This is a genomic window from Pedobacter cryoconitis, assembly GCF_003259615.1.
Lineage (GTDB): Bacteria > Bacteroidota > Bacteroidia > Sphingobacteriales > Sphingobacteriaceae > Pedobacter > Pedobacter cryoconitis.
In genome coordinates, this window is sequence record NZ_QLLR01000023.1 from 36188 (window position 1) to 55336 (window position 19149).

The window sequence follows — 19149 nt, forward strand, 5'->3', positions numbered from 1 at the left end:
TGTTTGATATTTGCTATGATCTGTTTGATTTGAGCAAACAGGAGCATGCCATGCTGTAGTACTTTTATGGAATTATTCCTTAAAAACAAAACAGAATGGATTTAACAAATTACAGAACCCTTGGTAAATCGGGGTTAAGAGTAAGTCCGCTTACTCTTGGAACAATGACATTTGGCGAAGAATGGGGCTGGGGTTCAACTCCCGCAACTGCTGAAGCCATCCTGTCGAAATATATAACTTCTGGTGGAAATTGTATTGATACAGCCAATATTTACACTAAAGGACATTCAGAGAAAATCATTGGTGACTATTTAAAGCAGGCAGATGTTCGCAGAGATCAGTTAGTGCTTTCCACTAAATTTTACTGTAACCTGTATCCGGGTGATCCTAATGCGGGCGGTTCAAGCAGAAAAACAATTATAAGCTCTTTGGAGAATTCACTGAGAAGGTTGCAAACTGATTATGTGGATTTATACTGGATGCACGCTTTTGACCCCTTTACGCCAATAGAGGAAACCATGTCTGCGCTAAATGACCTGGTTACCGCTGGAAAGGTTCGCTATATCGCAATTTCTGATACGCCTGCCTGGAAGGTTGCACAAGCTCAAATGATTGCCCGGTATCGCGGCTGGTCTGCGTTTACAGGATTACAAATTGAATATTCTCTGCTGGAAAGAACTGTGGAGGGTGAATTAATTCCGATGGCTCAGGATCTTGGGTTGGGAGTGATGCCGTGGTCACCTTTGAGAGGAGGTATTTTAAGTGGAAAATACACAAGGGCCAACCAGGGAGAAACCCAAAGCGGGAGAAATAGTCTGGAAGGAGGTACTGTCTTTGATGAAAATACTTACCAGATCATTGATCGTTTAATGGAGCTTGCAAAAGAAAAAGAAACTACTCCGGCCAGCGTGGCTTTAGCCTGGGTAGTGAGCAGACCCGGAGTAACTTCTACTATAATTGGTGCACGTACTATGGATCAGTTAGACCAGAATCTTCAGTCTTTAGCAGTGTTGTTATCAAATGATGAAATCACGTCGCTGGATCTGCTTTCAAAGCCTGTATTGAATTTCCCCATGGATATGATTAATAACCGTGCAGCCCATCTGGCCCAGGCAGGTACAACTGTAAATGGGGTCGGGTCTTCGGTACTTCCTTTATCACCACAAAATATTCAGGAGGTGTATTAAATTTTATAAGTTCTTTACTGTGATTATCAGCCCGTATTGTATAGTGCCCCCTAAAAGTTAAATAGGGCACTTTACAATGCAGGTCTTTCATAGGTAAAGTTAAAATATCAGTTAGAAGAGTAGTGTTTTATAGATTTGGAACAGTGGGTTTCTGAGATAATTCAAGGATAATTCCATGTTCAAAGTGTTTAGCCCAATGTGGCTCTGTGGTCATGATTCTGCAATCAAAACCTGCAAGATTAGCAAAAAATACAATGTCCTCTGTACTGTAAATACGATCTGATGAAGTGAATTCTATAGTGTCTGTCCGGTGTGAGGAGCCAATAAGAAATTGTACAGGTACTTGTGCGATGTAAGTATAAGGGTCCCACTGAATTTTACCACTTGGCCAGGCATATTTAATGAGTTCACCTTTTTCATTGGTAACCTCAGTATAAACGACCTGTGGATTAGAGATATACTCCATAATATAAGTGATGTTATGAAGTTCAATGAACATCTTCCCTTCACTGCTTAATTGTTGCTTACAGTACGTAAACAGCTGATGTACTTCTGTATTATTCAGATTACTTAATCCATGGTACAAACAAGTGATACAATCGAATTTAACATTTTCAATCTTTAACATAGCTTCAGGAAGATCTGCCACTATATACTGTGCAGGATTATGAAATCCTTCAGCCAGTGCAAGCTGCTTCATTTCGGAACTTGAATCTATTGCCCATACGTCTATGTCTGGTTTTTTTTGTGCTGCTATACTGTGCAAGGACTGTCCTGCAAACAATTCAAGTATAGATTTACAGGGACTGTCTGTGTCAAAAGCACTCAGCATAAGATCCAGCTGGCTTTTAAAATCTCTGTCATTGGTTACAGCTGCATAATAACTTGCAAACTCCTTATATAATTTATTCTTCATGCTGATAGGGTTTATATTGATCCGCGGTAATGTTTCTTAGGCAAACCTTTGAATGCGGAAGCAATTTAACTTGGATTCGCTTATTATTTTAGGGTCAAATGACCCTAAATGTCTTCAGGAATTCCAGCTGTGCAATACTTATAGCGTGTGTAGTGCTTGTTTTATAGCGCTTTCCACTTTCTGCCTAAACGGTAACCCCATTTCTTCTCATAATAAATGTCTTGTTTCCACATTAGCTCGTTGAAACGCTCTGGTTCCTGCTTGTTTAAAGTGGTATGATCCAGGTGATCTACCAGGGAAGAAGTAACCAGAACGTGGCTTAAATTTAATGCCGAGAGCAAATGCGTATAATCGTGGGAGGCATGTCTGAATATAAAATTCTCATCTAAATGACCTATTATACTAAGCATACTGCGTTTAAAAAAGAGGCACCAGCCCGAAACTTCTACACGTTCTCTATAGCCTTGCAGTAACCCAATATTCGGCTCCATACCCAATTTGGTATGATGAATAGTGCACATGGGAGAAGCGCTGAATAAGTTCCAATATTTATTAAAGGGCTTTAATATTTCTGTTGCCCATTGCGGATGGAAAAGTAAATCATTATTACATAAGCAGATATAGGGCGCTGATGTCATTGAAATACCAATGTTCATATACCGGTTATAGCCAAATGACTGATCCGGATAAACCGTTTGGCCATATTCGTATTGAAAGGGTTTCAGCTCTTTTTGAGATTCGATTACGATGATATTAAATTGAATCAATTCAGGGTCTTCAGATGCCATTAAAGAAGTGAGGCAGTTAGCGGTAACCTGCTTTAATTCATCTGTTTGCGCATAGCTTAAAATAACAATATCTATTTCCGTAATTTTTGATCCCATATTTTATGAATTAAGTTTAACTCAACCATCAGGTTCAGCCATTTTCTAAAATATGACAATCTTAGCGGATAATTCAGGGTCAATAGTCCCAATTTATAATCAGGTTAACGGACGATTTGCAGCAGGACTGGTCCTATTAATCCTGAGGATTGTAATTTCACGGCGGGATCATAACAGTCATAATAAGTGGATGTTATCCTTTTGTTTTCAGGCAATTGATGATCTCCGGTCAGCCGGTTTATCCAGTTGTTGACTACTTTAATTTCCAGTTCGTTTTTGCCCGGTTTTACTGCTTTAGTAATATCGATTTTGTAAGGAGCAGTCCATACCCCGCCAATGGCTATTCCATTTAGTTTAACTTTTGCAATAGCGATAACATTTCCCAGATCCAGCAGTACATGTTGTCCCTTTTTAACTTTTGATAATTCAAAGCTATTTTGATAGTAAGCGGCTCCGGAGTAATATTTGATAGCCTCATCTTTATTTTCGGCCCAGTCTGTTAATTGTTTAAAAACAACGGGTTTAACAGGCCCGCCAAGCTTAGGGTCGAAGTTAACCAGCCATTGACTTGTGATGGGAATACTCTTGATTATTTTCGGGTAATTTAAGCTTTCGTTTTGCTGAACAGGGCTGGATTTTCTGAAGATTACAAATGCACTTTCATAAGGGGCCAGTTTTAAGGGAACCAGGGTAGTGTTAGCTGTTTGAGTATACGCAGGAAGATCACGTACTTTACCTGTAGTAGCATCCCATAATTCAGGACTTTTCCCGGAAATACGAAATTCGGGTTTTAGCTGTATAGCCTCATTTTTTTGATTGGAGATAAAATAAATTGCACCATCCTTTAGTTCCCTGTGTATAAAAAGTGCAGAATCGGCTATAGTGGTTTTGAAATCAGGAATAACATTGATCAATTTCAACGCATCCCCGAGGCTCATGCCGTCAAGCACCATCCCTTTTCCATAATGATTAACTTTTATGGTGGACGTATTGATATTTCCCCAGAGTTCAGCTGTGAGCTGCTGAATCTCCAGATCTGCTTTTCCAAGGTTTTGTAAGCTTGGTGAGCTGGATGGTTTTGGGCCTAAAATTACTGCACCCTGAGAAACCAGTTCCTTGAGCTTTATCAGCAGTTCTGGTCGCATAGTTTCTAGTTTTGGTAAAACTAAAATCCGGTATTGCATTCCATCAGGCAGAACAAGATTACCGTCTTTGACTGTTAGCCTTGTTTTAATCACCTCGCCATTGATATAGTCAAATGAATAGCCATGCGGAAGGGCAGGCTCTTGTATTCCTGTCATTTTTGGTGCGTCTTCGCTGATGAAATAAGCAACATCAGCTACATATTTACCTTGTTGCAAGAGTAAATTACATCTTTTAATATAGCTTAAAAAATCATCCATGTCATTAAACCATGTATTTTTGCGGTTAAATTCGGTTCCGAAATAAGCGTTCATCCCTGGCATTTTATCTTCCTCAGGCTGCTGAATATAAACGTGCAACAGGGTGTTGTTAATGCCTTCAGTAAAGGAACGGTCGGCACGTTGTTTCAATGTCGCAGGATAATTCATGAAATAACGGTCTGTAGTTGTAAAAGATTCGGCAGAAACTTTAGTTTTTCCATAAATATGTGCACAGGATGAAGCTGCTCTGTTTTCCAGATTACCTTTAATTCCTTCATTCCAGAATTCGCCGCTAACTTCATCGGATTGCCCTCCATACTGTAAAAATTCTCCGGGAAAACCGTAGTGACCATAATTTTCCAGCCAGGTAGTTAATCCGTTTTTATGGCTGATCTCTCTAAGTCCGCCAACATAGTCACTGGCTACTTTATCGGCTATAAAACGCCTGAGATCCCATAAAAAGCGATCGGAATGGTCAGCACTTCCCACAACTTTCCCCTGAAATACCGGGAGATAGGGAAGCGGATCATAACCATAAGCCGATTTAAATGTTGTAATAAACTGGTCGCTCCAGTTTTGACTGCCGGTTTCATAGCTGTCTCCAACAACAATTTTCCATGTTTTACGGTCTTGTGCTGGAATACGGCGTTTAATTTCTCCTAAAAAGGCATCAAAGTGAGCTGCAATATGTGTTTTACTCATTTTATCAGTTTCAAGTCCTGTTCCTTCGGGAGCAGCATGCGCATTATGAACTTGTGTCGGTGTTATTCCGCTGCGTTGAATAATCCATTTGCCTGCGGGAACCTGCCAGGCTAATGTGCCATCAGCTAACATATACTCCGAAATATCTAAAACCTGGCCCGGATCAATCACGTAGGCTTTATCATTGATAACTGGTTGCGGTTGCCATTGATAGGCGGGCCAATAGACATATCCGTCGGGCCACATCTTGGCGAGCGTCTTTTCCAGATAGTCCTCTACTAAAGGAACAGGGGAGAGCTTGATTTCTGCAATTCCACTGTTTGCGGTAAAGTCAGTAAAGACCAGCCGGAAATCTTTGGCCGTAGTTGCAGGAATTGAAATTGTTGCAGGGCCATAAGAGAGGAATCCGTTTTTTAAATTTGGGTTTGTACGGTCTATGACAAAATGTTTGATAGTTTGATAGGTCTGGTTAATCTTTACCTGTATCTCTCCTTCTAAACGGGTAGGGCTATGTGCTGTATAAATGACCAGACTGCGGGCTGTACCTGGTTTTTCTGTAGATAAATCCAGTAAAAAAGGTTTTGCTGCGGGAAGATGGATAATTGTTTCTTCTTGATGGTCTGTTAAGTTACCGAGGTCTTTTAATGAAGGAGTAGAGTTGAGCTTCAATTTCAGTTCACCGCTGGTTGTACCGTAGTCTTTAGGCGCAGGGTAAGCGATCACTTTTACATCCTGAAAAATTGGATTTGGCTGTTCCAGTTTTTGATGAATTAATAACGGGCCATTGATAACCGTCTCTGAAGAACTGAGATAACGCATAGATTGTTCTGGTTTAACCCATGGCCCTCCAGACTGGCTCCATCCGGGGCAATTAAATATCCCGATTTCAATGCCCAGTTTCCCGGCAGTTTTTAGTGCGGTATGTAACACCTCCCACCAGGCTGCTGTAAACAATTTGATGGGACCCGCGTTTTTCTCCCCCCAGGTAACATTCGCAATAAATGCACGGTTGATTCCCACCTTTTTCATAGCCTCCAGATCTTTGATAACACCTTCTTTGGATATATTCCCAGATACCCAGTACCAGTAAACACTGGTTTGAATGCTGTCCGGAACCTGATGAAAGCCCGTTTCCAGTGCAGCCATTTGAACCGGTAGCTTAGGCTGCGCTTGTGTTTGAAATGTGGTAAAGGCAAGAAATGTGGTGAAGGCAAATAATAGCCAATAAAGGCAGGTCATTTGAAAAGTGAAAACTAATTTAGTGATCATAGAGTTTATCGCCGTTCTTTATTTTTTCAGTTCATTTTTATAAATAGTTCCACCCTTCATCACAAAAGGAATTTGCTCCAATACAGTAATATCCAGAATTGGATCATCTTTAACTGCAATCAGGTCAGCATATTTGCCTTTGCTGAGGGAACCGACTTTATTTTTCCAACCCAGCAGGTCTGCTGCATTCAGGGTCGCGGCTTGTATAGCTTGCATCGGGGTCAGCCCGAATTTGACCATATATTTAAATTGTTTGCCATTCCATCCGTGTGGATAGACTCCTGCATCTGTACCAAATGCTATTTTTACGCCTGCTTTAACTGCACGCTGAAAACTTAAGCGCTGTTCTTTACCAACCAGCTTTTCTTTATTGATAATGACCTCTGGTGTCCCGTGTTTTGCATAATCACTAAGAATATATTCATCATTGTAAATATCCGCAACAAGGTAAGTGCCGTGTGCTTTCATCAGTTGTATGGCTTCGTCATCGAGAAAACTGCCATGCTCTATGGACGCTACACCTGCTTTAACGGCCATTTTTATAGCGACTGTACCATGAGCATGGGCACAGGCTTTCAGTCCCCATAAATGGGCTTCTTCAACAATTGCATTCATTTCTTCTTGTGAGAATTGAGGTGCACCTACGCTTGTTTCTTCTGTCAGTACGCCTGCACTTGCACCAAATTTGATTACTTCTGCACCATATTTTATATTGTAACGGACTTGTGCGCGTACGCCTTCTACGCCATTGGCGACACCGGTCATTTGTTTTGGGCCTATCCAGTCTATATACGGCGAAAATCCGTTCAGATCACCATGGCTTCCGGTACTTCCGATAAATAGGGTAGCAACCAGCAGTCTGGGGCCGGGTATATCGCCCCGGTTGATTGCATTTCTTAAGGATACATCGATGAATGCGGAGGCACCCACGTCTCTGCAGGTTGTAAATCCGGCTTCTAAAGTTCGTTTTGCGTAGATGGGGGCAACCATAGCCAGGTCTACTGGTGTGCGGCGGAAAATATCTTCATAATAATTATCGCCGGGCTGGAAGGTCAGGTGGGTATGACAATCAATCAATCCGGGCAAAACAGTTGCATTGCTCAGGTCTATAATAGTTGCCCCAACTGGTATGGCCAGGTTAGGCCCAATGCTTTTTATCGTGTCATGGTCGATTAGAATGAGCTGATTGGTTAAGGTTATTCCTTTTTCTACATCAATCAGGTGTCCGGCCTTAATCACTTTTACTGAATCGTTTTGCTGTTGCGCAAAGCTATTAAATGATAAGATTAGCAAAGTTAAAGTGATGATTTTTACACGAAATTGAGTCATATATTAGCGTATTTGGTTTAGCACCAGCAATATATGAAATTATAATATCTGTAATCAACTGGATTTGACAGGTATTTTAATCAATTAAAATTGACTTTTAGCCAGCTTATCGCGGCATTGATTTTTTCATCACTGTTGATGTTATTGAAGTTATCCATGCTTTTATTCAGGATGTCTGGCTGAAGCGCCTCTTTGTATACTTTTCCATTGCTGTCTACGCCATAACCTGTAGAAAGGTTGAAGGAAGTGAATTTATTAATAGTAAAGCCACTATTTGCAGTGACATAACCCGCAGTTTCCGCTCCTAGTAAAATGGTGTTTTTTCTTCCTTTGAAAGCGATGATAAAAAACTCACCTGAGCTTCCGGTTGCTGGGCCGGTGAGTATCACCACTGGTATCTTTTCTGCTGTAATACTGCATTGAGGAGTTATACTGGAAAGCATAGTCGTATCGGTGAAAAACTGGTGATCTTTTATAAACCATTCTTCTTTTGTCTGATCCTGAAAAGAGCCGAGGTGCCCCTTAGGTAATAGCTGCTCTACACCTAATATCATAGGGAACATAGCGCCACCGCCATTTAATCTCAAATCCAGGATAATACCTTTGATACCTTTTGTTAATAAAAGACACAGACTATCATTTAATCCCTGGGCTTTTTTACTGAACTCAGCAACGGAAGTCCCGGACATAGGTGGAATTCTTAAATAGCCGATATTACCTGCAAGAAGTTCTATTTTGGGCTTTACTCCTTTTTTTAATTCCTTTTTGATACTATCTGAAATAATTAATGGACTGCGTTTCCATCTGAATGTACTATCGCGGTAAAAGAATTCTCCATGAAAATCATTGATAGACTGGTATAGTGATCTTATGGCAGGCCCTAGCTCATAAGGGCTGTTTAGTTGAATAGCTTTGGTGTAAGCCTCTTTCTTTAATTTGTTCCAGTTCACCTGGTTTGCGTGAATTGAATTCTTTTTCATCAGGAGAATAGTCGTGTCTAATATTATCTTGACTTCCTGACTTTTAAAGGACTGTGCAGTAACTTTGTTTGTGTTTAACAGGGTAAATAGAAGGATGGAGAGCGCTAGTTTTTGCAACATATCTGGTAGGTATAGTTTAAGGTGTTTTATAGTAAATAGTGAAAAAAATACTTATTAAAAAACAAATATATACTGATGAAAGATATTAAATTAGGCAAGAATAAAAAAGAGTTGATGAATAAAGAAATCAGAATATTGCATACTGCTGGATTGGTAGTCATTAAAGAAGGAAAAATTCTTTTGGCTTTTAGTGGAAATAAAAAAGCCTGGTATCTTCCGGGTGGAAAAATTGATAGCGGAGAGACTTCGCATCAGGCTGTGCAAAGAGAGATATATGAGGAACTGGATATTAAAATGAATCCGGACTTGTTAACTTTCTATTGCCATATCACAGCACCAGCTTTTGGTGAGGAAAATAACCTGGTCATGGAACAGGATTGTTTTATTTATAACTTAACGGAAACAATAGCTGCCAGTAATGAGATTGATGAAGTTGGTTATTTTGATCTGGAGGCTTATTTGAAAGAACCAGCACAGGTTCCGGGGGTATTGACGCTTTTCGCGAAGCTGGAAGAGGATGGTTTATTGAACAGTGTGCTAAGTAAATAGTATGAAACCAAAGAAGCCGTATTGGGATACGGCTTCTTTAGCTGATTACAAAGTCTCCAATGTAGTTTTGATAGTTTTCTCTAAAGCGCTTACGATTGAATCTTTATAGGCGATAAAGTTATGCTGACGTGATTCATCTGAATCACTTTCCTTAACTGCTTTTCTACTTTCTTTTACTTCTTGTAATTCATTTTTGTATAAATCACCGAATGTATCAGGTTCTTTGTTTTTTAATATCCTGACAGTATGTGAATATTTTTCATGGCTGTCAACGAGATTAGCTAAACTCTTCTCATCATAAGTAGTTAAACCAACGATTCTTGTTAATAGCTTCTCAAGCTTTCCTCTTTCTTTTGCGTAACCCATAATTGTGGCAAATATACCAGAATTATACTATTTATAATAGTTACTTTATTATTTTACAGCTGAGTGCGCTCACATGCGTTGAAATATGAATAGTTATATCCCTTTTTCTTTTTTTAGCTTGAAAATTTCATCAGCTGCTTTTTCATAACCACCAGCCTGGATAAAAGAATCGCTGATCTTATTGATGTTTTTAAGATAGTCTGGATTAGTCTGCACTTGCTGAACGGCATCTTTTAAAAGCCCGGTACTGAGGTTGTGGATGTCCAGAACGATAGTTGCGCCTAATTCCTGAGCTCTGTTGGCCAGATAAAACTGGTCAGCACCTAAAGGAATGGCGACAAAAGGTATTTTGTTGTATAACAGATCACCAATGCTGTTCATTCCTGAATGCGTGATGGCTACTGAAGTATACTTTAATATCTCCAGCTGCGGTACATATTCCCTGATGATAAAGTTTTCGGGGATCTCATATCCGGAAAGATCTACCTGATAGGCAGCCATGACAACTACGCCATCAAAATCTGCAAAGGTTTTAAGGAACAGGTGATTAAGTTCTGTAGAATAATTGCTGAACATAGTGCCCATGGAGATATAAATCACCTTTTTTCCTTCCAGCTTTTCAAATGGAAAATCTACGGCATATTTTTTATTGTAGATAGGAGGGCCTATGAAAATATAACTATCATCATAGTTTTCAAGATTAGGAATGAAGTATTTCGAAGTATAAATGATGTTCAGATCTCCTTTGTTGAATAAAAGTTTGAACATATCTTCGGCTATTTCTACCTGATATTTATCGATTAAGCTTTGGCGTACGCCTTTAAATTCTTTCATCACTTCCGGGGTAATCCCCATAGGCCCCTTGTCTTTCTTTAATGGTGCTTCAGCTAAATTATGTTTGGGAAGCAACTCTTTTAAAGTGGCGAAAACGGCGAAAGAAGAGACTGCCGGAATTTTCAAGATCTGGGCTATTGCATTGGCATATGGATATGCTGCGGAATAAACGATATAATCAAACTTATAGCCCCCGATCTGCTCCAGAAGATCAAAGATGAATTTTTTAGGCTGCAAAAAAGCAGAAACGAGGCCTCCTGACGATTTTTTTTGAAATACATTTAAATCTTCTTGATAACATTTGAATTCAGCACCAATTTCTTCAATTGCGGTCCTGAATTCTTCTGCGCTGAAAAATGTGACTTCTTCACCTTGACGAACCAGCTCTGCGGCTAAACCTAATATAGGGTTCATGTGTCCGTGAGAAGGTATACTTAAGAATAATACTTTTGACATGGCTTGTTTCTTTTGTTTAATATTTAAGACAAAATTACTTTTCTGTAATCGGTTAAAATATCTATATTCATTCAATAAATAGTCCATAACAGTATTATGAAGTTTGAATCTAAGACTACAAGCGGAATAGGTTTAATAACGGCTTTGTCAGAATTAACAGGTGGTGAACTTAAAGATGGAAAAGTTACTTTTCCCGAAACGTTTGGCAAGGGATATATGAAGTTTTTTGATCTCGGCCCGCTCATTAAAATGATGGTCAATCAATCTCAACTGAAAGAGGAACTCGTGCTTAGAAGAAAGGGATCAGAATTAAAAAGAAATGAAATCATTTTTAGCTTTCGCAATATATTTCCAACAGGGGATAGCCGGTTAATGCCCGCAGTACAGGTATCTTCGTCAGATATTGACATTGAAATTTCTATTCCGGCGGGAACAAAAATAAATACGATTATGGTCATTGTCCATGCCGATTTATTAAAAGAACTGATCAATAAAGGAACAGAGCATCTGCTGCTGCAAAATATTATATCAGGAAATCAACCTTATTTATATGATGAAATTATCTCACCAGAAATACAGGCCATTGCGGCAGAGATTATTGCATTGAATGAAAATAGCCCGCTTGGTGACTTTTACCTGAAACTCAAAGCTGGTGAAATGATCTATTTGTTTTTTTTAGAGCTGTTAAAACGCCAAAACAAAGCTGGCTACCCTTTGAATGTTTCGGATGTGAAAAAGATGTATTTAGTCAGGGACAAAGTGGTTTCAGATTTAGGCATACCTCCAGATCTTACAGAGCTGACCAGGTTGTCGAATATGAGTGAGAGTAAGCTAAACCGCTTGTTCAGACAGATTTTTGGCAATAGTATTTATAATTATTATCAGACTTTAAGAATGAACGAGGCGGCTTACCTGATCAAAGAAAAAAAGCTCTCCGTATCTGAGGCTGGTTATCGGCTGGGATTTACGAACCTTAGTCATTTCACGAGAATTTTTGAGCGGCACCTGGGGCTTAAACCTAAAAAGTATGCACAGCATAATGCTGCGCTATAAAATGAAATAATACGGCTCTCCAATTATGGCAATCAATTTATCACAACAGATCTTTTTCCGCTGCTGATAACTTAATTGCTGAATTAAAGGGTACTCTTCTGGCATAAACAGTTTCTGTTCAGCTATAATACCAATCTGATTATTTCCTGAGAACTGTTTGACTGTTTTAAATACTGTTTCTTCATTGGTGATCAGATAATAATTTTTAGCAAAGTCTTCCTGTAGAAAATATTCTACCAGGTTAGCGAGAAATGGACTGGCACCTTCGCCTGAATATATAAGTGCAGAGGCAAGCTTACCTTTTGTCTTATTTTGAAGTATTGCAATGTGCTCCTCGCTGAATATGGATTGGTAATACAGGAATTCTTCAAAAAAAGGGCCGCTGGCTATTAATTCCTGATTCACAGCATTAATAGAAATCTGGTATTTATTTTTGAAATAGTTATTGAGCCATGCACACATGGCCGGGCCATATTCCGGATCTCCGAAATATCCGCTGGTTTGAAATCCGGCATAATATTCGGGATGAAAACCTGTGAAATTTGCTTCAATGATATAATACTCATTTGCATTGGTTACTCCAATGTCCCAGCCGATCAAAGTTCCCTGCAATAGGGTATCTGGTAAGGTAGCTAAGGTTTTTTGCACAAATATTTCTGCAGTAGTGCTTTTAGAAGAGTCTGAGCCGGCCATAATAAATGTCAGGCCATATATTAAATCTCTGCCAAAAGTATGAATCCTGAACTCTTCGTTAAGATCCAGTCTTTCCTGCAGTATCCATTGTTCTGTTTGCCCTTCTTTTTCCTGGTTTTCTTTTCTTTGATTTTTCTTTTCCTGGTGAAGTTTGATAATGTCTTCCAGCTCAGCTGTTCTGTCAAAACTATTGGCCTGTCCTGTACGGTGTCCTAAAGTGCACTTGATAAAAAAACCACTTTCACATAATTCTCTGATTTTCTCAGGCCCGTTGTTTTCTGCCAATAGTTGTGAAATACCAATGGTCCTGGCTACCGAACCGGGAAAATAGTGATTTAAAACCTGGTATTGTCTGTACTTATTATCCAGTCTCCATCTGAAAACATGGTGTTCATTCACATTTAATTTATTGAGGATGGCCCTGACAAACAACGCGCCGATATTACCGGCCAGGTTAACAGTTAAAGCAGGATCACGCCACAGCTCAAATGTCTCGTTTACTGGTTTCTTTTCAATAACCTGGGCTGTGGAATTTTCAATATCACTGATCAGGCTTTCTAAGACATTATCATGTTGCTCCATAAAATTCTTGTAATTTCATGAAGCTACAAACAATATCGTAGCTGAATATGGGTCAAAGGTTACAAAATGCAGTTTAATATTTACAGGTTCAGTGTATCAAAAATCTCTCCCCTGGTCAGTTTATCGTTGATTTTTGCAATCACTTCTACTTTAGCTTTCAGGCATAAAGCTTGATCTGATAACCTAAAAATATCTTCAAAGAATACCAGTTTTACGCCTTGTCGTTCAATTCTTAGTTTTACCTGGAAAATGTCCCCGGAGGTGAGTGATCTTTTAAAGTCCATTTCTATTCTGGAAACCATCAGCAGGATAGCTTTTGCGGTAAGCTCTTTAAAGGAGATCATTTTCGACTGCAGATATTCGTGCCGGGCATGTTCCAGATAACCCTGATAAACTGCATTGTTTACGATGCCTTGTATATCGCATTCGTAATCTCTTACCTTAAGCTGAATTTCAAATATGTAGTCTTGCATAGTTGGTTGCAAAGATAAAATAATTGAGTTTTATGCCGATTTTAAATTGATTTGTGTGCGTATATATTTTAGTGCATGCGTAATTTGGTTTTCTACGGTAAATTTTGAGATTCCAAGAAGCTCAGCGATCTCTCTATTTACCAGGTGTTTGACCCGGCTAAGAAAGAATATTTCAGCACATCTTTTGGGCAGTTTTTCAAGGTACGAGTTTAGCTCTGTTTCGAAATCTTCCTGAAGCAATTTCTCGGTAATTTCAGACGCAGTTATTTCAGATTTATTCTCGGTGTAGGCCTCTACATAGTCAATAGGAGATGTCTTTGCTGCTTTTAGTTTTTTAAATACATGATAGCGTGCCGTCACGTGGATATAACTTCGAAAGTTTTTAATTTTCAGGAATTCTCGTCTATCCCAAAGAACTACGTAAATATCATGAACAATTTCTTCGGCGATGGATTTGTCTTTCAGATAAAAGTATGCAGTCTGGTGAAGCTTGCTCCAATGCCGGTTATACAAAACAACAAAAGCATTGCAATCGCCAGCTGTTACTTCAGCCCACAGTTCTTGATCTGATAAACTACTTTTAGTCATATTTGGTTTCTAAACTTACCAATATTTTTTGTAATGACTTAGTAGCTAAAATGTTTTATTTCAGTCAAAATGCTAAATTTTTTGAAAAGTGTGTGTGTGCTGTCCGGGTTTTTACCTCTATATAGAAAATAACCAAATACTTATATATGCTGAATAATAGATGCTACCGTATGAACCATACATTTCCACTTTACACCTTGTTTTTTTTGCTGACGGTACAGGTTGTCCATGCGCAAAAAAAGAAATCAGTTGCCTCTTCTGACAATAAAGCAAACAGGGTGAGCCTTGATTATAAACAGGCCACTCAGCTGATTTATAAGAACATCAATGCCAATTTTTATGAGCCTTCAACAGGTTTGTACACGGAAACAAATTTGATAGCCAATAATCCGAATAAACATTCCTGGTTATGGCCTTTGTGTGGATTAATACAAGGTACTAATGAAATGGAAGTGCTTGAGCCGGAAAAAGATTATATGTCAAGGGTGGCTGGAGCAATCGATCAATATTATTCAGCAGTTCCTCCGTCGCCGGCTTATCAGGATTATGTAACTGCAGAAAGACTGAGTTCCAGGTTTTTTGATGATAATCAATGGATAGCGATTGCTTATCTGGATGCTTATCACAGAAATAAAAAACCTGTTTACCTGGAAAAGGCAAAAATGATTTATCAGCATATGGTGAAAGCTGGCCTGGATACTGTTGCCGGAGGAGGTTTATATTGGAAAGAAGGGGAGCTAAATAGCAAAAATACGTGTTCCAATGGCCCGGGAATCCTGGTTGCCTTGCAATTGTACAAAGTTACCGGTGACAAGCAATATCTTGAGCTGGCTTCAAAGCTATATAGCTGGACTAATAAACATCTGCAGGCTCCGGATGGTCTTTTTTATGACGCTATCAAAATTCCTTCTTTAAAAGTAGATCAGACATTATATACTTATAATACTGGATCTATGCTACAAAGTAATGTGCTTTTATACCAGGTAACAAATGATAAGAAGTATTTGAATGAGGCTTATCGGATTGCAGCAGCGGGTAAAAAACATTTCTTTAAGAATGGTAAGCTTCCTGGTAACTATTGGTTCAATGCAGTAATGCTGAGAGGCTATGCCGAATTGTTTCAGATAGATCATAATCAGGAATGGATTGGGTTTTTTAAAGATGATGCTGACCGGATATGGAGAGAAGAAAGAGATGGAAGTAACCTGTTGGGGACGAAACCAGTTAAGGAGTTAATTGATCAGGCAGGAATGCTGGAAATTTATGCAAGACTATATAAATTGATAAAATAAAATTTAAAAATGCAATCAAAGCAAAGCCTCTGCAGACTTCATGTTTGCAGGGGCTTTGTTTTGACCTCAAAGTTTGTAACCCTCCCTGGCATATTCATCTGTCCGACAAAATGGCTTAATAAATAGCAAAGATCTGGTAATAATGAACATAGGCATTCCTATAACTTTATGGGAATAGCATCATGTATTCTTATTTAAAATCTATTTTTCTTAAAGTTAATTGACTCATAACACTCTCGAAATAAGGAAGTAATAGATGTAAGGTCTGATGTCTGCTAACCTAACCAAACCAAATTAAACTTATGAGTATGACCAAGTTTTTCATCTTGAAGCCCGTGGGCCTGGCTTTACGCCAAAAAATCATTTGCTTTTCAGTCGCATTATGTGTGGTAACATCCATGCAGTTAAATGCAAAAGATCTTAAAGAAGTTTATCATTATGCTGCAGTGCCTCCGATTGATGTTCGGGGTAAAGTAGTGGATGAACAGGGTGTCGGGATACCGGGAGTGAGTATAAAGGTAAAGAATACTGTAAAAACAGCAACAACCGACCCTAATGGGAATTTTAGCTTAAAAGGCCTGCCTGATGATGCAATTTTAGTGGTTTCTTACATGGGTTATGCCACGCAGGAGGCAAAGGTGAGTGCTGGAAACATGGTGATTAAATTAGTACCAAAACTTCAGGATTTAGATGAGGTCGTAGTTGTTGGCTATGGAACGGCCAAAAAATCGGATTTAACCGGGGCCGTAGGAACTGTAAAAGCAGAAGCGTTGCAGGAACGTCCGGCTTCGTCGTTAAATCAGAGTTTATCAGGACGGGTATCCGGAGTTAATGTATCTTCAAATTCGGGCAGACCAGGTGGAAGAGCAAACATCCGTATCCGCGGGGTGAGTTCTTTAAGTGTTTCAAACAATCCTTTATATGTAATTGACGGGGTTATACTCAACGCAGTAGACTTACGAAATGGCAGCAGTCCGATTGACTATCTGAATCCAAATGACATCGCTTCAATTGAAGTGTTAAAAGACGCGTCTTCAACAGCGATTTATGGGGCACGCGGAGCTAATGGTGTAATTATGGTAACCACAAAACGCGGAACTTCTGGTGGTGGAAGTATAACCTATGATGCAGATTTCAGCATCGGTGTATTGCCAAGAAAGTTGGAAGTATTGAACTCAAAGGAGTTTTTAGCTGTAGAGGATCTCGCTTATGCAAATGCTGCGAAATATGATCCGATTGGCTGGGCCACCGGAACAAAATATACTGATCCCAAAACCAAGCGCACTAACCCAAAGCTATTCGACGCAGGGGGAAATCCTTTGTATGATACAGATTGGCAGGAGGAGACATTTCAAAAGGCCTTCACTCAAAATCATCAGCTTGGAATTACCGATGGAAATGAAAAAGGCAGTTTTGGTGCTTTTATTAACTATCGCAATCAGGAGGGGCTGGCAAGAGGTTCCTGGCAAAAAAGATATGCTGGCCGTTTTGTGTTTGATAGCCAGATTAAGAGCTGGTTAAAAGTGGGGGGTACAATGGGATATACCGATCAGAATGAAAAACAGGTCGATCAGCTTGATGGCGGCGGAATCACGATGATGCGACAGGTGTTAGAGGCACTTCCTATTATTCCTGTAAAATATGCGGATGGATCCTGGGCAAGTAACAGGGATTATCCGGGAATGGAAGGTGGGGACAGTCCGCTAAGGGTAGCTGCGGACAGGTTGTCTTTTTTAAGGACACAAACATTTCTGGGGAATATGTATGCGACAATTAACCTGGCTCCGGGGCTGGACTTTAAAACAACAGTTGGAACAAATATCATTACCCAGAGAGAAGATTATTTTGCGGCAAAGGGGATGCAATATATTTCTGATAATGGGGATGCCAGTGTAAATAATAACAAGTACAACTCGTGGCAGTTTGAAAATTACCTTACCTATACTAAGCAATTCTCGAAAATACATTCAATCAGTGCAATGGGAGGGGTATCCTGGCAACATATTGATCGTTTTGAAAGTCAGGCGACTACGCAGGGTTTCAGCGATTCGTACTTTTTATACAACAATCTGGGTGCAGGATCAAGCCCTCAGGCACCTTCTTCCATCGGATTGGCCTATGGGCTGAATTCTTACTTTGCCCGTATCAACTATGGTTTGATGAACAAGTATTTATTGACTCTGACGGGTCGTGCGGATGGTTCTTCAAAGTTTGGAAAAGAGAATCAATATGCCTTTTTCCCTTCTGCCGCCCTTGCGTGGAAGGTAATGGAGGAGGATTTTATGAAGAGTATACCTGTCATTTCAAATTTGAAAGTACGCGCCAGTTATGGGGCTACGGGGAATTCTGAAATTCCGGCTTACCGGGCCCTTGCTGGCTTAGGTAACTATAACGTGATTTTTGATGGGGTACGTAATATCGGGATAGGAACCGACCGGATGGCGAACTCTAATTTACAGTGGGAAAAGACGAAACAGCTTGATTTCGGCCTGGAAGTAGGCTTATTTGCTAACAGGTTGAATTTCGAGCTCGACCTTTACCGTAGAAGGGTAAATGGGATGCTGCTAGATGCACCTTTACCTTATAGCAGCGGATATGGCAGTATTTTCTCTAATGTGGGAAGTATGGAGAACAGGGGGATTGAATTTAGTATCAATTCGACAAACATTAAAAGCGATAACTTTTCCTGGAGCACCACCTTCAATATTTCTGTCAATAAGAACAAAGTGCTTGCTTTAGCGAGTGGTGATATATTTTCTGGTAACGGGATCATCAGGGTGGGAGAGCCTGTGGGATCTTTTTTTGGAAGGGTAAACCTTGGAACATGGGGCAGCAACGAGGCTGAAGAGGCAAAGAAGTATAATATGCTGCCTGGTGATATTAAATATAAGGACCTCAATAATGATGGCAAGATCAATGATCTGGACAGAACAATTATTGGAAAGGGAATTCCTGATGGTTATGGTACGCTGCTAAACACGTTTCAGTATAAGAACTGGTCACTAACGATGGATTTACAGTATATGTATGGTAATGATGTGCTGGACAGAAGTATCCACTCTGGTGAGGACAGGCAGGGTATCGCCAACAGTTATAAAACGGTATTGAATGCGTGGACGGAAACGAACCAGAATACTTCTATCGCACAGATCCGGCCAATTAACGCCTATTATACCACCAATAATGACAGCCATAAGGTGACCGATGGATCTTTTATCCGCGGACGTAATCTATTACTGGCTTATACTTTTCCGGCAAAGACTGTTTCTGCCTTAAAACTAAATCGTTTGAGGGTATATGGGTCTGTTCAGAATTTTTTCCTGTTGACTAAATACAAGGGATATGATCCGGAAGTTTCTAACTCTGGCGCTCCTTTCGATCAGGGATTGGCATTGTACGATTATCCGAAGCCAAGGGTATTTATGCTAGGGGTTAATATTGGATTATAAGACTATCATTGAGCACCGTTAAAA

The 19149-nt window shown here is 39.7% G+C and carries 15 protein-coding genes; 5 read left to right on the forward strand and 10 right to left on the reverse strand.

Annotated features, from left to right (window positions below):
• Nucleotides 1-95: 95 nt before the first annotated feature.
• Nucleotides 96-1187, forward strand: coding sequence for an aldo/keto reductase (locus LY11_RS18800; protein ID WP_111635186.1), 1092 nt, complete (start codon nt 96-98; stop codon nt 1185-1187).
• A 127-nt stretch (nt 1188-1314) separates the two neighbouring features.
• Here the strand turns inward: LY11_RS18800 and LY11_RS18805 are convergent, their stop codons facing one another.
• From LY11_RS18805 to LY11_RS18825, 5 genes are all read right to left on the reverse strand, one after another.
• The gene (locus LY11_RS18805) at nt 1315-2103 is read right to left on the reverse strand and encodes a class I SAM-dependent methyltransferase (protein WP_111635187.1); all 789 of its coding nucleotides are present in this window, start codon (nt 2101-2103) and stop codon (nt 1315-1317) included.
• A gap of 161 nt (nt 2104-2264) precedes the next feature.
• Nucleotides 2265-2987 (reverse strand): glycosyltransferase family 2 protein, encoded by a 723-nt coding sequence (locus tag LY11_RS18810; protein WP_111635188.1) that lies wholly within the window; start codon nt 2985-2987, stop codon nt 2265-2267.
• Nucleotides 2988-3091: 104 nt separating this feature from the next.
• The gene (locus LY11_RS18815) at nt 3092-6361 is read right to left on the reverse strand and encodes a glycosyl hydrolase (RefSeq protein WP_111635189.1); all 3270 of its coding nucleotides are present in this window, start codon (nt 6359-6361) and stop codon (nt 3092-3094) included.
• Between the two features lie 18 nt (nt 6362-6379).
• Nucleotides 6380-7690, reverse strand: coding sequence for a Xaa-Pro dipeptidase (locus LY11_RS18820; RefSeq protein ID WP_111635190.1), 1311 nt, complete (start codon nt 7688-7690; stop codon nt 6380-6382).
• Nucleotides 7691-7770: 80 nt separating this feature from the next.
• The gene (locus LY11_RS18825; protein WP_111635191.1) at nt 7771-8790 is read right to left on the reverse strand and encodes a S41 family peptidase; all 1020 of its coding nucleotides are present in this window, start codon (nt 8788-8790) and stop codon (nt 7771-7773) included.
• Nucleotides 8791-8865: 75 nt separating this feature from the next.
• Here LY11_RS18825 and LY11_RS18830 point away from each other — a divergent pair, with 75 nt between their 5' ends.
• Nucleotides 8866-9339, forward strand: coding sequence for an NUDIX hydrolase (locus tag LY11_RS18830; RefSeq protein ID WP_111635192.1), 474 nt, complete (start codon nt 8866-8868; stop codon nt 9337-9339).
• Nucleotides 9340-9384: 45 nt separating this feature from the next.
• On the opposite strand, the gene LY11_RS18835 is transcribed toward LY11_RS18830, so the two are convergent.
• Together LY11_RS18835 and LY11_RS18840 are read right to left on the reverse strand one after the other, a co-directional pair.
• Nucleotides 9385-9705, reverse strand: coding sequence for a hypothetical protein (locus tag LY11_RS18835; RefSeq protein WP_111635193.1), 321 nt, complete (start codon nt 9703-9705; stop codon nt 9385-9387).
• Between the two features lie 93 nt (nt 9706-9798).
• A complete protein-coding gene (locus LY11_RS18840) occupies nt 9799-10995 on the reverse strand; it encodes a macrolide family glycosyltransferase (RefSeq protein ID WP_111635194.1) in 1197 nt (398 codons plus the stop codon).
• A gap of 96 nt (nt 10996-11091) precedes the next feature.
• Here LY11_RS18840 and LY11_RS18845 point away from each other — a divergent pair, with 96 nt between their 5' ends.
• Nucleotides 11092-12048: a helix-turn-helix domain-containing protein gene (locus LY11_RS18845; RefSeq protein WP_111635195.1), complete on the forward strand. Its 957-nt coding sequence runs from the start codon at nt 11092-11094 to the stop codon at nt 12046-12048.
• On the opposite strand, the gene LY11_RS18850 is transcribed toward LY11_RS18845, so the two are convergent.
• From LY11_RS18850 to LY11_RS18860, 3 genes are all read right to left on the reverse strand, one after another.
• Entirely contained in the window at nt 12043-13323 is a 1281-nt protein-coding gene (locus LY11_RS18850) for a hypothetical protein (protein ID WP_111635196.1), read from the reverse strand. The genes LY11_RS18845 and LY11_RS18850 overlap by 6 nt on opposite strands.
• Before the next feature lie 80 nt (nt 13324-13403).
• The gene (locus tag LY11_RS18855; RefSeq protein ID WP_111635197.1) at nt 13404-13796 is read right to left on the reverse strand and encodes an acyl-CoA thioesterase; all 393 of its coding nucleotides are present in this window, start codon (nt 13794-13796) and stop codon (nt 13404-13406) included.
• Between the two features lie 30 nt (nt 13797-13826).
• On the reverse strand, nt 13827-14384 hold the full coding sequence (locus tag LY11_RS18860) for a sigma-70 family RNA polymerase sigma factor (protein WP_111635198.1): 558 nt from the start codon (nt 14382-14384) through the stop codon (nt 13827-13829).
• 170 nt (nt 14385-14554) lie between these two features.
• On the opposite strand from LY11_RS18860, the gene LY11_RS18865 reads away from it, so the two are divergent.
• Nucleotides 14555-15676: a glycoside hydrolase family 76 protein gene (locus LY11_RS18865; RefSeq protein WP_111635241.1), complete on the forward strand. Its 1122-nt coding sequence runs from the start codon at nt 14555-14557 to the stop codon at nt 15674-15676.
• Between the two features lie 308 nt (nt 15677-15984).
• Nucleotides 15985-19125, forward strand: a complete 3141-nt coding sequence (locus LY11_RS18870; RefSeq protein WP_211321597.1) for a SusC/RagA family TonB-linked outer membrane protein — start codon at nt 15985-15987, stop codon at nt 19123-19125.
• The last annotated feature ends 24 nt before the right edge of the window (nt 19126-19149 follow it).

Bases quoted from the DNA above. Each gene is read 5' to 3' on its own strand.
- LY11_RS18800 (WP_111635186.1), top strand. From the start codon at position 96: ATGGATTTAACAAATTACAGAACCCTTGGTAAATCGGGGTTAAGAGTA.
- LY11_RS18805 (WP_111635187.1), bottom strand. From the start codon at position 2,103: ATGAAGAATAAATTATATAAGGAGTTTGCAAGTTATTATGCAGCTGTA.
- LY11_RS18810 (WP_111635188.1), bottom strand. From the start codon at position 2,987: ATGGGATCAAAAATTACGGAAATAGATATTGTTATTTTAAGCTATGCG.
- LY11_RS18815 (WP_111635189.1), bottom strand. From the start codon at position 6,361: ATGATCACTAAATTAGTTTTCACTTTTCAAATGACCTGCCTTTATTGG.
- LY11_RS18820 (WP_111635190.1), bottom strand. From the start codon at position 7,690: ATGACTCAATTTCGTGTAAAAATCATCACTTTAACTTTGCTAATCTTA.
- LY11_RS18825 (WP_111635191.1), bottom strand. From the start codon at position 8,790: ATGTTGCAAAAACTAGCGCTCTCCATCCTTCTATTTACCCTGTTAAAC.
- LY11_RS18830 (WP_111635192.1), top strand. From the start codon at position 8,866: ATGAAAGATATTAAATTAGGCAAGAATAAAAAAGAGTTGATGAATAAA.
- LY11_RS18835 (WP_111635193.1), bottom strand. From the start codon at position 9,705: ATGGGTTACGCAAAAGAAAGAGGAAAGCTTGAGAAGCTATTAACAAGA.
- LY11_RS18840 (WP_111635194.1), bottom strand. From the start codon at position 10,995: ATGTCAAAAGTATTATTCTTAAGTATACCTTCTCACGGACACATGAAC.
- LY11_RS18845 (WP_111635195.1), top strand. From the start codon at position 11,092: ATGAAGTTTGAATCTAAGACTACAAGCGGAATAGGTTTAATAACGGCT.
- LY11_RS18850 (WP_111635196.1), bottom strand. From the start codon at position 13,323: ATGGAGCAACATGATAATGTCTTAGAAAGCCTGATCAGTGATATTGAA.
- LY11_RS18855 (WP_111635197.1), bottom strand. From the start codon at position 13,796: ATGCAAGACTACATATTTGAAATTCAGCTTAAGGTAAGAGATTACGAA.
- LY11_RS18860 (WP_111635198.1), bottom strand. From the start codon at position 14,384: ATGACTAAAAGTAGTTTATCAGATCAAGAACTGTGGGCTGAAGTAACA.
- LY11_RS18865 (WP_111635241.1), top strand. From the start codon at position 14,555: ATGAACCATACATTTCCACTTTACACCTTGTTTTTTTTGCTGACGGTA.
- LY11_RS18870 (WP_211321597.1), top strand. From the start codon at position 15,985: ATGACCAAGTTTTTCATCTTGAAGCCCGTGGGCCTGGCTTTACGCCAA.